The sequence below is a fragment of the Permianibacter fluminis genome, assembly GCF_013179735.1.
Classification (GTDB): domain Bacteria; phylum Pseudomonadota; class Gammaproteobacteria; order Enterobacterales; family Permianibacteraceae; genus Permianibacter; species Permianibacter fluminis.
The window spans coordinates 867,044-882,564 of record NZ_JABMEG010000001.1 but is presented as its reverse complement, the minus strand read 5'-3'; the positions used below and the strand labels follow the sequence as shown (position 1 = coordinate 882,564).

Below are 15,521 nucleotides of genomic sequence, written 5' to 3'. Positions count from 1 at the left end.
CTCAGCTCAGAAGCGGGTGAATGCCGACTCATCAACTGACGACGTCGCCGCCATACTGGCACGCGACTTGATGATCCCAGGCTTGGCGGCGACGCGTTGCGGCTTGTCAGCTTTGCGGACGCGGGTTTCGGCTTCACCGGTTTTGAAGTAGGCGACCATTTCCTGCAGCTGCACCGCCTGAGAGCTCATTTCCTCGGACGTTGATGACAGCTCTTCCGACGCCGAAGCGGTCATCTGGGTGGTTTGCGAAAGCTGCGAAACGGCGGTGTTGATCTGTTCCAGACCGGCCGTCTGTTCGCGCGATGCCGACGAGATTTCCTGCACCAGATCGGCAGTCTTGCGAATCGAAGGCAACAGTTCATCAAGCAGGCTGCCGGCGCGGGTGGCCACCGTGACGCTGCCACTGGCAACGCCGCCGATTTCCTGCGCCGCGACCTGACTGCGCTCGGCCAGCTTGCGCACTTCCGCGGCCACCACGGCAAAGCCCTTGCCGTGATCGCCAGCGCGCGCGGCTTCAATGGCAGCGTTCAGTGCCAGCAGATTGGTCTGGTAGGCGATGTCATCGATGATGGAAATCTTGTCGGCGATTTGCTTCATCGCTGCGACGGTCTGGCGCACGGCTTCGCCACCCTGATTGGCATCGCTGGACGATTTGGTGGCGATGTCATCGGTGACTTTGGCGTTCTCGGAGTTCTGTGCCACCGTCGCCGAAATTTCTTCGACCGAGGCCGAGGTTTCTTCGACATTGGCCGCCTGTTCGGAGGCATTTTGCGACAGCGCCTGCGCCGAGGCAGAGATTTGCTCAGACGCGGAAGCGAGCGTATCGGCCGAGCTGCGCACATCCGACATCACGCTGCGCAGTTTGTCGGTCATGCCTTTCATGGCCGCCAGCAGGCTGGTGGTGTCGCCGGGCTTGATCTGAACCTCGACGGTCAGGTCGCCATCGGCAACCTGTTTGACCACCATCGCCGCATAATCCGGCTCGCCACCGAGTTGCTTGACGATCACCCGTGTTACCAGCAGCCCCAGCGCCAGCGAGATCAGAAAGCCTCCGATCATCAGACCGGTCAGCAGCTTGCTGATTTTCGCTGCGACGGCGTCGCCTTCGGCGTTGGCTTCCTCGGCCACCTTGACATTGATGTCATTGAGTTCCTGGCGTAGTTTGCGCAGATCGTTATAGAACAATCGGGTTTCGTTGGTCAGTACGCTGGCGGCTTCGTCGCGTTTACCTTGACTCGCCAACGCAATGACGCGGTCGGCCGACTCCAGGTATTTCGGCGAAATCGCATTGATTTTTTCGATCGCCACTTTCTCGGCCTCAACCAATTCAGTCGAGGTGTAGGCTTGCCAGGCCTCTTCGATCGCCTTACGGCTGTCTTTTATTTTTTCTTCCGTCTCGGCAATTTGCTTGTTGTCGGTGGCCGTGACGACCTCATACATGCGGCGGAAGTTGTCAGCTGCATTGACGCGCATTGTGCCGATGTCCTTGATTGGCACCAACCGGTCGTTGTACATGCTGGTCATCAGGCCGTTGATCTGGTCCATGCTGGCCGTGCCGATATAGCCAATCACCGCTGCGATAATGGCTACCGTTATAAAGGAAGCCAGCAGCTTGGTGGCGAGCTTCAATTGATTGAACCACTGCATGTGCAGATTCTCCTGCGTTGTATCAATGGGTAGAGCTCAGCGCCCGCGGCGCCGACTGACTGGTTGTCGTGACATGTTGGGCGGTTACGCTGTGCGCCAAATTGGGAACATCGAGAATCAAGGCGACCTGACCGTTGCCGAGAATGGTCGAGCCACTGATGCCGCGCATGTCGCGGAACAACGCACCGAGCGGCTTGATCACGGCTTGCAGCTCGCCAACGAGGCTGTCGACCACCAGGCCGACCCGTTGACCGCCGTACTGGACCACGACCAGACTTTCCCGCTGCGGTTGCGCGCCCTCGACCGCAAACAATTCACGCAGCCGGATGAATGGCAGCGGTTCGCCGCGCAGGCTGACCAGATTGCGATAGACATCGGCCGCGATCAGATCGGCGCACTCCTTGACCATTTCCAGCGGCAGCACAAACGCTGCACCGGCCACTGAAACCTGGAAGCCATCGATGATCGCCAGCGTCAACGGCAAGCGAATGCGGACCGTGGCGCCTTCGCCTTCGCGGCTTTCCACTTCCACTTCGCCACGCAGCGCATCGATGTTCTTGCGCACCACATCCATGCCGACGCCGCGACCTGACAGATTGGTGATTTGCTCGGCGGTTGAAAAACCCGGTTCGAAAATCAACCGGTAGATTTCCTGGTCGCTCAGTTGCTGTTCGGCGGTGATCAGACCGCGCTCGATGCCTTTGTTGCGAATGCGTTCCTTGTTCAGGCCAGCGCCGTCGTCGCTGATCTCGATCGCGATGCTGCCGGAGTCGTGGTAGGCGTGCAGCCGCAGCGTGCCAGTCGCTGGTTTGCCGGCGGCCTGTCGTCGCTCGACCGACTCGATGCCGTGATCGATGGCATTGCGGACAATGTGGGTCAGTGGGTCGGCCAGCTTCTCGACCATGGATTTGTCCAGCTCGGTTTCGGCGCCGGAGATCACCAGCTCGATCTTCTTGCCCAGATCCTTGCTGATGTCGCGAACCACGCGCGGATAGCGCTGGAACACTTCGCCAATCGGCACCATGCGCAGGCTGAGCGCTGCGTCGCGAATGTTCTCGACCAGTTCACCGACGGTAGCGGTGGATTCCTGAGTTGCGGTCGAGCCGTCGGTTTTCGCCGCCAATTGGGCGGCGGCGCCGGCAATGACCAGTTCGCCGACCAGATTGATCAAGGCATCGAGCTTGTCGACATCGACCTTGATGAAGCGTTGTTCGTGTTGCTTCTTCTCGTGCTTTTCCTGTTGCTTGGTCAGCGCTGCCGAGACCACGCCTGGATGCACGACCTGCTCTTCAACGAGCAGCGTGCCAATCGGCGGCTTCTGGCCCGGTGCATCGGACTGCATACCGAGCACGTGTTCAAGTTCGGTCCGGGTCAGCGCGCCGCAGGCCACCAGAATTTCGCCGAGCAGTTGTGGCTCTTCCGGCAGGCTCTTGATGTGGGCAACGTAGGCATCGACCTTGCTGTGTGGCGGCAGGATGCGGATGACCGATTCTTCCCGGACAAACTCGAAGACGTTTTCAATGGTTTGCTTGTCTGCCTCGGATTCGAACTCGATTTCGAAACCCAGATACAAGGTTTCCGGATCAAATTCTGCCGCCGCCGGCAGCGTCTCGGTCAGCGTGTTCATGTACACGATGCGACCGAGTTTGCCGAGGTAGCGCAGGAAAGACAGCGGGTCCATGCCACTGCGCAGCACATCGGGCGACAGGCGCAGCGAGATATGCCAGGAGTCACTGCCACCGCGTTCGGCGTTCATCACTTCCACTGCCGGTTCCGGCTTGGCGGTAGCAACCACGTCCTTGTTTTCATTCGGCAGGTAATCAGACAACTGTTGCAGCAGCAGCGCGCGCAGCGGCGCATCCGGCTCGATGTCGTCCCGCTGAGCATCGATGCCGTCGATCAATTTGCTCAGGTAGTCACCGCTTGCCAGCAGCACCGACAGCATCTGTTCGTCCAGACCAAGCCGGCCAGAACGGACCCGGTCCAACACGTTTTCCATGACATGGGTGAAGCTGACGATGTGATCCAGCGCAAACAGGCCGGCCGAACCCTTGATGGTGTGCGCCGCGCGGAATACCGCATTGATCGCATCGGTGGACATGCCGTTCTGCTCGATATCGAGCAGGCCGGCCTCCATCGCGATCAAGAGCTCGCGCGATTCCTGAACCAGGGCACCGCGGGCAGAATCCAAATCCATAGTCAGGTCCTCAGCTCAAGTCATGTCAGGTCAGGCCGGGATCACCACCGGGTCACCCAATGCACTGGCCAGATTGAGCAAATCGATCACTTCGCGCACTGCCGGGCCGTGATTGATGAACGCGCAGCTCTTGTTGCAACGCTGCGCTTCCTGTTTGAGCATCAACATCAGTTGCACGCCGGCGGTATCGAGCTCATCCAGATCAGACAAATCCACTTCCAGATCCTGGCCTTTGGCCAGCGCCTGCAGCAGCTGCTCTTTCGCTTCACTGGCGCAGTAGATATTCAGGCCACCTTCGATGTGAACGCGGATGAACTCGCCTTTGCGTTTGAGCTGGATCGGCATCGCACACCTCAGGGCAGAATCAGTTTGGCTACGGCATCGAGCAGAATCGGTGGCTGGAACGGCTTGACCACCCAGGCCTTGACGCCGGCCGCTTTGCCTTTGGCTTTCATGTCATCACCCGATTCGGTTGTCAGCATGATCACCGGCGTAAATTTGTAAGCCGCCAGCTGCTTGGCCGCGGTCACGAAGCTGATGCCATCCATCACCGGCATGTTGACGTCGGAGACAATCAAATTGATTTTGCGACCATCGAGTTTGCCGAGCGCGTCCTTGCCGTCACCGGCTTCGACAACGTCGTAGCCGGCGCCTTTCAGTGCCATGCTGACCACCTGCCTGAAGCTGGAAGAGTCGTCCACGACCAAAATGGTTTTCGACATAAAGACCTCTTAAAAAAATGTCACGGAAGATTGTTCAGCAGCAGTCTCTTTGCTGCCGCGATGGGCCGAACGCTGTTCACCGGTGGTATAGGTTCGCTCCAGCGACTGCAGCCACTGCTGCACCGGCGGCACCTCACCGTTGGCGATGGCATCGCGCAACCGGCTGACGTCCTGACTGACATGGGAAAGAATCTGACTGACCCGGTCCTGGAATTGCAGATCGACCAGCACCGCGTTGATGGTTTGTTCGACGTCGCTGCCGGTCTGCTGCAGGAACGCAATGCGCTGTTCCAGCACCGTGACGCTGTCGGCGAATTCGGTCAGCACTTTCTGCACGGTGCCGCCGGCGCTTTCGATCAGCTCCTGCTCTTGCGCGGAAATGGCCGCCGCCTGTTCAACCACTTCTTTCACCGCCGCACTGACATGGCCGACTTTTTCGGTAATGCGTTTGCCGGTTTCACCGGACAGCGTCGACAGCTTGCGCACCTCGTCGGCGACCACGGCAAAGCCGCGACCGGACTCGCCGGCACGAGCGGCTTCGATGGCGGCATTGAGCGCCAGCAGATTGGTTTGCGAGGCCAGCTTGCCGACATCGCTGGCCATCTGGACCAGCTCTTCAATGAACCGGGTCAGGCCGCTGATCTCATGGAGAAAGTTGTCACGGGCACCGCGCGTTTGTTCAAGTGCCTGCACCGCCGCCGGCAACTCGGTCTGGGCACTGCGGATGACCATCAGCACACCCTCGGCGCTGTTCTCGGCAGCGTTGCCCGAAATCGCCGCACCGAGTTTCTGGTTAATGCCGGCAAAGCGCTGGGTCAGGCCATTGCTTGCGTCTTCGGTCTGGCTGCGGACCAGATCCATGTTGCTGACCCAGACCGGCAACACTTGCTGAATCAAATCGCGCAGCCGGGTCAGTTCATCTGTGAATTGACGCAGGCTCTCGGCCTGACGCACGGCACTGTCGTCAACCGGCGCGCGGTCGTTCGGGGCTTGCGCCAACCACACCATGCCGGCGTTCAGAATCACGGCCACCAGCAGGCCTTGCCACCAGACGGTGGCCGCCAGCATGACCAGGACAAGCGTAAGCGCCGCCATCGTGACGAGGGCGACAGGGGAGCGAGAGGTCACCGTGTGAGTTCCTTGTTGCGGCCGCTACCGGCACCGTTGCGATGGCCGGGACGCCACCCATGCATTGAACAGTGCGTCAAAAAAAAGTAGCACAGGATTACCGACACAGCGGTCCAGACCGGGAAACGGCACGTATGAAGGCCGGCAAAAGCGGCCGACCGTCTCCGGCCTGGTGATTAGTACCAGTTAGTGGCGAGCAAAAAAGGGGATGGCGTCAGCCGCTGCTGCGTTGCAGCAACGCAGCAGGGCATCGACAAACAGGGAAGGGCAGGCGGCGGCGAGGCGCGCAGCCCGGCCGCGCAAACGGCGGCCGGGGTATAAGGCTGGTTAAGGTCGAATCAGTCGCGGTGGTCCGGTTCGAAGAACAGCCACAACACCTGCGGGAACTGCTGCTTGAATGCTTTCTCGGTGCGGTTGATGGCATCGATCAAATCGGTAGCACTGACCAGCGGGCGCATTTTGACTTTCACCGCCACCATCACATCCGGACCCAGCTGCAAGGTTACGCAATTGAAAACCTGATGCACGTCTGGCTGCTGTTCCAGAAAACCGATCATGTCCTGACGGGTGCGATCCTCAACCCCCTGACCCACCAGCAAGGCCTTGACTTCGGTGCCGACAAAGAACGCCACCACCACCAGCAACACGCCGATCGCAATGCTGCCAATCGCGTCATACATCGGATTGCCGGTGATCCACGCCACCAGCACAGCAATAAACGCAAAACTCAAACCCAGCAGTGCGGCCAAGTCCTCGCCGAAAATCACCACCAGCTCGGCGTTGCGCGAATGCTTGAACCACTGCCACAGCGTTTGCCGGCCACGCGACTTGTTGACCTCGTGCAGGCAGGCGCGCATCGACAAGCCTTCGGCGATGATGCCGAAACCGAGCACAGCCAACGCCACCATCGGATAACTCAGCGGCTCTGGTTGATGCAGCTTGTGCCAGCCTTCGTAAATCGAGAACACGCCGCCAAGGCTGAACAGCATCAGCGCGACGATGAACGACCAGAAATAGGTTTCCTTGCCGTAGCCAAGCGGAAAATCCGGCGATGGCGGCTTCTTCGCCTGCTTCAGGCCAAGCAACAACAACAACTGATTGCCGCAGTCGGCGGTCGAGTGCACCGCCTCGGCCAGCATCGAACCGGAACCGGTAATCGCCGCCGCGACAAATTTTGCCAACGCAATCGCACCGTTGGCGATCAGCGCCGAAATAATGGCTTTAACAGGATTGGCACCACCGGCCATGACACTTGACTCCTTTACAGACGACGACAACTGGTAGCAAACGCATCCCGCAAGCTATGGGCTTGCGGACATACCACGCTGATGGCAAAACCCAGGACTATTGCCGCCACGAGCGTCCACAGCATTGGCCAAAACGTGACGGCAAGAATTGAACCTAGCCAATGTGCATTGGAAACATACTTAAGTCGGCGCGTCAGCAAACCCGCAAACAGGAACTGCACAGCGACATCCGTCATCACAATCGCGGCATCACTTATCAGTAACCAGCCGCCAAAGAAAAGCGCAGCGAGAAAGACCAACACAGCGATGATCAGACAACCGATACCCTCAGCATCCGGAATATCAAACCAGTCCAGCACATTGCTATGGTCACCGATCTTCTGCGTACGGTCGATGCCGCCTGGCTCAACATCAAATTGCTCCAGCTCACGGTCGGAATACTGCCACCGCACCCATATCAACCACAGCCAAAATGACAGGATGAAGGCGAGGTAACCCATTAAAACAGCCAACGGATAGCGGCCAATGACGTTTTCCCAGCCTTGTTGCAATAGCAAGCGCGAGCCAAGCAAACCGACGCTGCCGGAGACCAGCAGCAATAAACTCATATGCCAGCGCAAACTGTGCTTGCGCTGAAAGTGGTCACGAAAACCGAAGCGTAGCTTCAAGCCAACTCACCACGCAGCGCTTGCACACGCTGCTGCAAATCCACCGCGCTAACGGCGGCCGGTGCCAATGGTGCTTCGGCAACGAGCTCGACCTTCATCCACAGCTTCCACGGCAAGCCGCGAAATGCGGCGCCGTCCTTGCGGGAAAAATAGCTACCCCAGAGACCGCGCAGCGCCATCGGTACCACTGGCACCGGCGTGCGCTTGATGATGTCTTCAACGCCCGGGCGGAATTCGTTGATGTTGCCATCGCTGGTGATTTTTCCTTCGGGAAAAATGCAGACCACTTCACCGGCGGCCAGCGCGGCGGCCACCGCATCCAGCGCCCGTTCTTTCATTGCCGCATCTTCTTTCGCTGGCGCAATCGGAATGGCCTTGACCGTACGGAACAGCCAGGACAGCACCGGTATCTTGAAAATGCCGTGGTACATCACGAACCGCACCGGCCGCGGCACAGCAGCCGCAATGATGATGGCGTCGACGAAGCTGACGTGATTGCAAACCAACACGGCCGGGCCTTCGGCCGGAATCTGTTTCATGCCGCTTTCGCGCAAACGATACAGCGTGTTGATCAATATCCAGGCGACAAAGCGCAGCAGAAATTCCGGTACCAGTTTGTAGAGATAGATCACCACGGCGGCATTCAGCAACGCCGTAATTAGAAATAGCTGTGGAATGCTTACACCCGCTGCAAGAAGCCCAGCGCCCAAGCCGGCCGCTACGACCATGAAAGCCGCGTTCATTACGTTATTGGCGGCAATGACTCTTGAAACCATATTTTCAGAAGTTCGGGTTTGCACCATCGTGTAGAGAGGCACGATGTAGAAACCACCAAATAGGCCGATGAGGAGGAGGTCGGCCAATATGCGGAAGCTACCGGATTGAGCGATAAACATTCCAACTGTCAATAGAGCATCGCTATGCGGCAGCTTACTCGCGAAAGCCAGATCGAGCGCAAACACGGTCAACCCAATCGAACCAAACGGCACCAGTCCAATTTCAATTCGACCTTGTGATAACCGCTCACACAACAATGAACCGATGGCGATTCCAATCGTGAACATCGCCAAGAGCAAAGCAAAAACATCTTCATTGCCACCGAGAGTTTGCTTGGCATATGCCGGCATTTGTGCCAGCACAATCGCTCCATAAAACCAGAACCAGGAGATGCCCAGAATGGCGAGGAATACAACGCGCTGTGAAGCGGCATATTTGAGAAGGCGTGAAGTTTCGGTGATGAAGTTCCAATTAATCTTCAGTAAAGGATCCGTTGGCGGTGCCGCCGGTACCTTGCGCCCTGTCAGGTAGCCAATCACTGCAACGCCAATCATCATAAATGTCGCCTCAGCCACCAAGCCTGATTTCATAAAGAATGGAGCGACTAATTGACCTAGCATGATGGCCACAAACGTTCCCATCTCGATCAGGCCGTTGCCGCCGATCAGCTCATCGCGATGCAGGTGCTGCGGCAGAATGCCGTACTTGACCGGCCCAAACAGCGTTGAGTGGGTACCCATCAGAAACAGTGCCGCCAACAAGGTCGGCATGTGGTGGAAGTGGAAACCGATGGCCGCGATCACCATGATGCTGATTTCCAGCAGTTTGGTGGCGCGAATCAAAATGGTTTTCTCCAGCTTGTCAGCCAGCTGGCCAAACGTCGCCGAGAACAAAAAAAACGGCAATATGAACAGCCCGTTGGCAATATTGGTCAGCAAACCGATCTGGCCATCGCTGTACAGGCCACTGTAGGTGACCAGCAACACCAGCGCAATTTTGAACAGGTTGTCGTTGAACGCGCCGAGAAACTGGGTGCAGAAGAACGGCAAAAAGCGGCGTTGCCGCATCAGCGCCAGTTGATGACCATCAGACATGTAGGCAGTCCCTGTTCGTTGGCATGACGGAATTCGTGATGGCACGCGTTGCCCGGTTGGCAAGTGCACTCCGGCGGCCATGATACACGGGCCATTGTGAATCGCGGATATCAGCCGGTGCCGGGCAGGGCAAACAGGCGGCGGGCATTGGCGCTGGTCTGGGTCGCCAGCTGCGCGAGTTGAATGCCAAGCTGGCGGGCAACCGTTGCCGCGATGTGGGGCAGGTAAGCCGGCTCGTTGCGCCGATCTTTTGGCGCTGGCTTCAAATCGCGCGGTAGCAACCAGGGCGCATCGGTTTCCAGCAGCAAACGATCAAGCGGAATCTCCGGCAGCATTGCCAGCAATTCCTGGCCACGGCGCTCATCGCAGATCCAGCCGGTGATACCGATGAACAGGCCTTGTTGAAGGCATTCGGCCAATTCCCGGCGGCTGCCGGTAAAACAATGCAGCACGGCACCGGGCAGGCGCGGTAACCAAGGCAGTAGCAAGTGCAGGAAGCGATCGTGGGCGTCGCGACAATGCAGAAACACTGGCAGCGATAATTCGGCCGCCAGCGCCAGCTGTGCCACAAAGGCCTGCTCCTGCGCCGCCGGTGGGGAAAAATTGCGATTGAAATCGAGCCCGCATTCGCCGATGGCGCACACGCGGGGATAACCAGCCAGCGCGCGTAGCGCGGCGCTGCTGTCGGCCTGCCAGTCGCTGGCATGATGAGGGTGAACGCCGACGGTCGTGTATTGCTGATAGCGCTCAGCCAGCGACAACAACGCCGCGCTTTCGCTCAGCGACGTGCCGGTAAACAGCATCGTGTCGACACCGGCTGCCACGGCCCGCTGCACAACCGCCGCCTGATCGTCAGCAAATTGCTTGGCGCCGATATTGACGCCGATATCGATCCACATGTGTCGCGCGACTTATTTGACCCGTTTGACTTTCGGCGAACGATTGACGCCTTCGATTTTCAGCATGAACGAGCCGAACACGCCGCGCTCGACCCGGACCACCGGATCCATCAAGCGGTAGGTCGCGCTGCTGCCATCGCTGATCGCCCAGACCTGGCCATTTTCCAGCGCGAATTTGGTTTTGCTGTCCCAGCCCCGGAATTCGCCAACAATGCGGCTCTCGATCGCTTCCAGATTTTCGGCTTGTGCTTTCCGCTCCAGACCGAACTCGTCAGCGGTCTGCGCACGTATGGTTGGTGACGCTGGTGCGGCTGCTTTTGCGGTACTTGCTGGGGCAACTGCTGCAGGTGTTGCTGCGCGGGTTTCGGCTTCGGCTTCCGCCATCGGTACTTTGGCGGTCTCGGACAAGTTCAGCACCGCCGGGGTCAGCGCGTCATAACAGGTCAGTCGCGCGGCATCATCGCTGATGGCGCGGCAGCGAAGCAGCGCGGAATCCGACGCGCCAGCATCGGCGGGCAACACGGCAAACAACAGCGTTGAGAGCAAAGCAGACAGCGAAGCGGTTTGGCTCATGAGCTTTCTCGACAGATAAACCGATGACAGGCGCCGCAGCGCCGCTGCCAACCTTGCGGGTCGCAGCGAACGAAGCGGCGCAGTATTTTTGTGAGCCGCGGACAGTTGCCGCGCACTAGCTTGCCGTTGATTCTTCGCCGGCTTCCGCTTTGGGCTTGCTGAGCATTCGGGCGGCAAATACGCCGAGCTCATACAGCAGGCACATCGGCAGCGCCATCATGGTTTGCGAAACCGGATCCGGCGGCGTCAGGATGGCCGCGATCACAAAGGCCATGACGATCATGTAGGGGCGCCAGTCTTTCAGCTTTTGCACCGGCACCACACCCATCTTGACCAGCAGCAGCACAATCACCGGAATCTCGAAACTGATGCCAAACGCGATGAACATGAACAGCGCGAAATCCAGATACATGCTGATGTCCGGCATGTAGGTCACGCCTTCAATCTGGATGGTGGCAAAGAAACCGAACACGACCGGGAACACCAGAAAATAGGCGAACGCGATGCCGGTGTAGAACAGCAGCACGGCCGAGACCAGAATCGGCCGGGTCAGGCTTTTCTCGTGCTTGTACAAACCGGGCGCGATAAACGCCCAGATTTGATAAATCACTACCGGCATGGCGATCAGCAAAGCCGCTACCAGTGCCAGTTTGAACGGCGCGAAAAACTGCGAAGCCACATCGGTGGCGATCAGCATCGAGCCGGCCGGCAGATACTTGACCAGCGGCTTGGCAAACAACGCAAACAGTTCGTTGGAGTAATACATCAGCGGAAACAGGCAGATCAGCACGGCCAGTGCCGCTTTCATCAGGCGATTGCGCAGTTCCAGCAAATGCGCAACCAGCGGCATTTCACGGGCGCGGCCCGGCGTTGCACTCACGTTGCCGCATCCTTGCTGGTGGTGTTGCCGGCCTCAGCCTGCGGCTGCGCCGGATGATGACTCTGACCCAGATCCATCTGCGCTTGTACTGGCATGGCATTGCTGCCAGCGGCGGCTACCGGAGTCGGGGCGGTCACGGGTTTGGGGTCTGTTGCAGGGGTCGGTGTCGGCGCCGGCGTCGGTGCTGGCGTTGCCGCGATGTCATGCAGCGGATCGATGCTGGGCAGGTTGGCACCAACCGCCGCTTTCACATCGAGATTGTCGCGCAGCGCGCGCTCTTCTTCGGCCAGCTTGCGGCGCATGTCCTCCAGCTTCAATTCGCGGTCAATATCATCCTTGACCTCATTGAATTGCCGGCGCAGACGACCAGCCCAGCGGCCGGCGATGCGGGACAGCTCCAACATCTTGGTCGGGCCCAGTACCAGCAGCGCGACCAAGCCAATCAGGACCAGTTCGGTGAAGCCAACGTCGAACACTGCTCAGTTCCTGTTATTTCTTGTCGTCTTTCGGTGCGTCAATCGCTGCGGCTTTGTCGGCCTTTTCCTTGTCATGCTCGGCTTCACCGTCAGCCATCGATTTCTTGAAGCCCTTGATGGCGGCGCCCAGATCGGAACCGATGTTGGCCAGCTTCTTCGAGCCGAACACCAGCAACACGATCAACAGAATGACCAGAATTTCCTTGAAGCCAATCATGATTCAACCTCTGCGCGAGATGCGCTCAAACAGTGAACGGCAGCGCTTTGCCACCGAGTACGTGAAAATGCATATGAAACACTTCCTGACCGCCGCCATGGCCGGTGTTCAGCACCGTGCGAAAGCCGGTGTCGAGGCCCTGGCTTTGCGCCACTTTTGGCAGCGCCAGCATCATGTGACCGAGCAGGCTCTGATCGACCGCTTCGGCATCGGCCAGCGTCGCGATGTGTTTGCGCGGCACCACCAGCACATGCACGCTGGCTTTGGGATGAATGTCCTTGAACGCCACGACGTGTTCATCCTGATAAACCATGCTGGCCGGAATCTGGCCGGCAATGATGCGACAGAAAATGCAATCACTCATGTTGGCTCCACACTCCCTGCCCATTTAATTCTCGCCCAACGGTCCGGCGACAACGCAGCCAAACCGGCCCCTATCGACCACGGCCGCTAAAGGGAGTTCATGTTACTCCGATCCCAACCCCCCCCGCCCACGACAAATGTTGCAAATCGCGACCCACAGGGACGTGGGGAGTGTCGCAGGCGTGTCTGGAACACGCCCGACCGACCTACTGGAACGAACGGAGTGTCGCAGCCGTGTCTGGAGCCCACCCGACCGACCTACTGGAACGTACGGAGTGTCGCAGCCGTGTCTGGAACCCACCCGACCGACCCACAAGAAAGCAGGAAGTGTCGCAACCATGTCAGGAACACACCGCAACCAACTCAACCAACCCGCTCAGCGCCGACGCGCCCAGCTACCGGTCAGTCCCAGATAGGCACCACCGGCCGCCAGCACCGCGCCCACGGCCGGGGGCATGATCGGCGCGAGTAGCGCCGCCACACCCAGCGTCAGCAGCACGATACCGGCCAATTGCCGCTGCATCGCCGCCCGTTGCCGGGCTTCACGGGCGAACAGGCTGCGCAATTGCCGGCCGAGATCATGAACATGGCTGCCTTCGGCGCGCGCTTTCAGCGCGTTGATGGCGAGCTCCGGCAACGCCGGGACATCGTTCAGCCAGATCGGCGCCCGTTCGGCCAGCCGCTTCAACAGTCGACGCGGACTGGTGCGTTCGCGGGTCCACTCTTCCAGATACGGTTTGGCGGTTTGCCAAAGATCCAGCTCGGGATAGAGCTGGCGGCCGAGTCCTTCAATGTAGAACAGCGTTTTCTGCAACAACACCAGCTGCGGTTGCACGCTCATGTTGAACCGGCGCGCGGTCTGGAATAGTTGCAGCAGAAATACGCCGAACGAAATTTCTGCCAGCGGCTTGCCAAATATCGGTTCGCAGTTTGCCCGAACGGCCGCTTCAAACGCTTCGACCTTGGTGCCGGCCGGAACCCAGCCGGACTCGACATGCAGCTCGGCAATGCGGCGATAGTCACGGTTGAAAAATGCGACAAAGTTTTCCGCCAGATAGACCTGATCGCGTTCCGACAGCGAACCCATGATGGCGCAGTCGATGGCGATGTAGCGGGGCTTCTTCGGATTGCTGACATCGACAAAAATATTGCCGGGATGCATGTCGGCATGGAAATAGCGGTCGCGGAATACTTGCGTGAAAAAAATCCGGACGCCACGGGCCGACAACTCCGCCATGTCGACACCAGCCCGGCGCAGTGCCTCGACATCGCCGATCGGAATGCCATGAATGCGTTCGATGACCAGCAGATTTTCCCGCACCAGCGACCAGTGGATATCCGGCACGTACAGCAATTCGCCGTCAGCAAAGTTGCGCTTCAACGTGGTGGTGTTGGCGGCCTCGATGCGCAGATCGAGTTCATCGAGCAAGGTGTGCTCGTAATCGGCAATCACTTCCCGCGGCCGCAGCCGTGGGCCGTCGACGTGCAGCCACTCGATCAGCCGCGCCAGCGCGTGCAGCAACTCCAGATCGGCACGGATCTGTTCACGTATGCCCGGCCGGATAATCTTGACCACGACATCATGACCGTCGAGCAGCGTCGCGGCATGCACCTGTGCGACTGAAGCCGATGCCAACGGCTCGCTGTCAAAACGCGCAAACGCGGTGCTGACCGACTGACCGAGTGCGGTTTCGATTTCGCGAACGGCCATGCGCGAATCGAATGGCGGCACTTTGTCCTGCAATTCAGCCAGCGCATCGGCCAGATCCGGCGGCAGCAAATCGCGCCGGGTCGACAGCATCTGACCAAATTTTACAAAGATGGGACCAAGCGCAACCAGCGCCAGCCGCAGGCGTTCACCGCGACCCGGACGGATCGCGCAGCGTGGTTGCCAGAAGAACAAGACACGCAGCAGCCACAACAGTCCGCGCGCTTCCCGCACCCGGACATCACGGTCCAGCCGGTAATGGATCAGTACCCGCAGTATAGCCAGCGTTCGCCAGGCCAATCGCCACCACTTCACAGACCCGCTCCCGACTTCATGCCGCTTTGCAGGCGGGCTTTTTGCAGCAACCGCTCGGCGTCATCGCGCAGCCGATCAACGTCGGCGAGAAACGCTTGCAGCTCGGCCGGCGCCACCAACATCCGCGATTCTTCCTGCAGGTACTCGACACCGGTTTGCTGCAATTGACTCAGCGCCGTTTTCAACCAGCTGGTAACGGAACGCAGCACATTCGCCAGCTGCGGTCCGGCGATATCGCCGAGATATTTCGACAGCTCTTCTTCCCAATCCGGTTGCAAATCGGCAAAGAATTGTTGCCAGCGCTGGGCGGCGCCAACATCGCCTTGCACCTGCAAGCGGCCGGCGGTCATTTCGCCGCGGTTCAGCGCGGCCTGGGTGAAATCCTGCAGCGAACCGGTCAGCGTGATCGCGGCTTCCGTCTCCGGGCCGGCAAAGCATAGCTGACCGTCGCTCACAGTCAGCGTCAGGCTGCTGTTGAACGGCGTCAGCAACACCCGCAGCGGTCGACCGGCCAAGGCCGGCAGGCGCGCGGCGGTAGCCGGGTCCAACGCCAGCACCTTGTTCAGTCCCGGTTCCAGCCATTGCAGCATCGGTAGCGGCAGCATGATGT

At 59.2% G+C, this 15,521-nt stretch carries 16 protein-coding genes; all 16 read right to left on the bottom strand.

What is annotated here, in order from left to right:
• Positions 1–6: 6 nt before the first annotated feature.
• The 16 genes from HPT27_RS03865 to HPT27_RS03790 all read right to left on the bottom strand — a co-directional run bounded on the left by HPT27_RS03865 (position 7) and on the right by HPT27_RS03790 (position 15,516).
• On the bottom strand, positions 7–1,647 hold the full coding sequence (locus HPT27_RS03865; protein ID WP_172239207.1) for a methyl-accepting chemotaxis protein: 1,641 nt from the start codon (positions 1,645–1,647) through the stop codon (positions 7–9).
• Between the two features lie 22 nt (positions 1,648–1,669).
• The gene (locus HPT27_RS03860; protein WP_172239204.1) at positions 1,670–3,844 is read right to left on the bottom strand and encodes a chemotaxis protein CheA; all 2,175 of its coding nucleotides are present in this window, start codon (positions 3,842–3,844) and stop codon (positions 1,670–1,672) included.
• 30 nt (positions 3,845–3,874) lie between these two features.
• On the bottom strand, positions 3,875–4,189 hold the full coding sequence (locus tag HPT27_RS03855) for an STAS domain-containing protein (RefSeq protein WP_172239201.1): 315 nt from the start codon (positions 4,187–4,189) through the stop codon (positions 3,875–3,877).
• A gap of 8 nt (positions 4,190–4,197) precedes the next feature.
• Complete coding sequence (locus HPT27_RS03850) at positions 4,198–4,566, bottom strand: response regulator (protein ID WP_172239198.1); 369 nt, start codon at positions 4,564–4,566, stop codon at positions 4,198–4,200.
• Positions 4,567–4,575: 9 nt separating this feature from the next.
• Positions 4,576–5,694: a methyl-accepting chemotaxis protein gene (locus tag HPT27_RS19570; protein WP_211197842.1), complete on the bottom strand. Its 1,119-nt coding sequence runs from the start codon at positions 5,692–5,694 to the stop codon at positions 4,576–4,578.
• A 338-nt stretch (positions 5,695–6,032) separates the two neighbouring features.
• Positions 6,033–6,941, bottom strand: coding sequence for a cation diffusion facilitator family transporter (locus HPT27_RS03840; RefSeq protein WP_172239195.1), 909 nt, complete (start codon positions 6,939–6,941; stop codon positions 6,033–6,035).
• 14 nt (positions 6,942–6,955) lie between these two features.
• Entirely contained in the window at positions 6,956–7,609 is a 654-nt protein-coding gene (locus HPT27_RS03835; RefSeq protein ID WP_172239192.1) for a hypothetical protein, read from the bottom strand.
• Positions 7,606–9,480, bottom strand: a complete 1,875-nt coding sequence (locus HPT27_RS03830; RefSeq protein ID WP_172245067.1) for an MFS transporter — start codon at positions 9,478–9,480, stop codon at positions 7,606–7,608. The genes HPT27_RS03835 and HPT27_RS03830 overlap by 4 nt, the downstream gene beginning before the upstream one ends.
• Before the next feature lie 110 nt (positions 9,481–9,590).
• Positions 9,591–10,379, bottom strand: a complete 789-nt coding sequence (gene tatD / locus HPT27_RS03825; RefSeq protein WP_172239189.1) for a 3'-5' ssDNA/RNA exonuclease TatD — start codon at positions 10,377–10,379, stop codon at positions 9,591–9,593.
• Positions 10,380–10,391: 12 nt separating this feature from the next.
• Positions 10,392–10,952, bottom strand: coding sequence for a hypothetical protein (locus HPT27_RS03820; protein ID WP_172239186.1), 561 nt, complete (start codon positions 10,950–10,952; stop codon positions 10,392–10,394).
• Positions 10,953–11,067: 115 nt separating this feature from the next.
• Complete coding sequence (gene tatC / locus HPT27_RS03815; protein ID WP_172245065.1) at positions 11,068–11,802, bottom strand: twin-arginine translocase subunit TatC; 735 nt, start codon at positions 11,800–11,802, stop codon at positions 11,068–11,070.
• Between the two features lie 26 nt (positions 11,803–11,828).
• Positions 11,829–12,308, bottom strand: coding sequence for a Sec-independent protein translocase protein TatB (gene tatB, locus HPT27_RS03810; RefSeq protein WP_172239183.1), 480 nt, complete (start codon positions 12,306–12,308; stop codon positions 11,829–11,831).
• Between the two features lie 13 nt (positions 12,309–12,321).
• A complete protein-coding gene (gene tatA / locus HPT27_RS03805) occupies positions 12,322–12,525 on the bottom strand; it encodes a twin-arginine translocase TatA/TatE family subunit (RefSeq protein WP_172239180.1) in 204 nt (67 codons plus the stop codon).
• A 25-nt stretch (positions 12,526–12,550) separates the two neighbouring features.
• Positions 12,551–12,889, bottom strand: a complete 339-nt coding sequence (locus HPT27_RS03800) for a histidine triad nucleotide-binding protein (protein ID WP_172239177.1) — start codon at positions 12,887–12,889, stop codon at positions 12,551–12,553.
• Between the two features lie 375 nt (positions 12,890–13,264).
• Positions 13,265–14,911: a ubiquinone biosynthesis regulatory protein kinase UbiB gene (gene ubiB / locus HPT27_RS03795; RefSeq protein WP_328820113.1), complete on the bottom strand. Its 1,647-nt coding sequence runs from the start codon at positions 14,909–14,911 to the stop codon at positions 13,265–13,267.
• On the bottom strand, positions 14,908–15,516 hold the full coding sequence (locus HPT27_RS03790) for a ubiquinone biosynthesis accessory factor UbiJ (protein WP_172239174.1): 609 nt from the start codon (positions 15,514–15,516) through the stop codon (positions 14,908–14,910). The genes ubiB and HPT27_RS03790 overlap by 4 nt, the downstream gene beginning before the upstream one ends.
• Between the last annotated feature and the right edge of the window lie 5 nt (positions 15,517–15,521).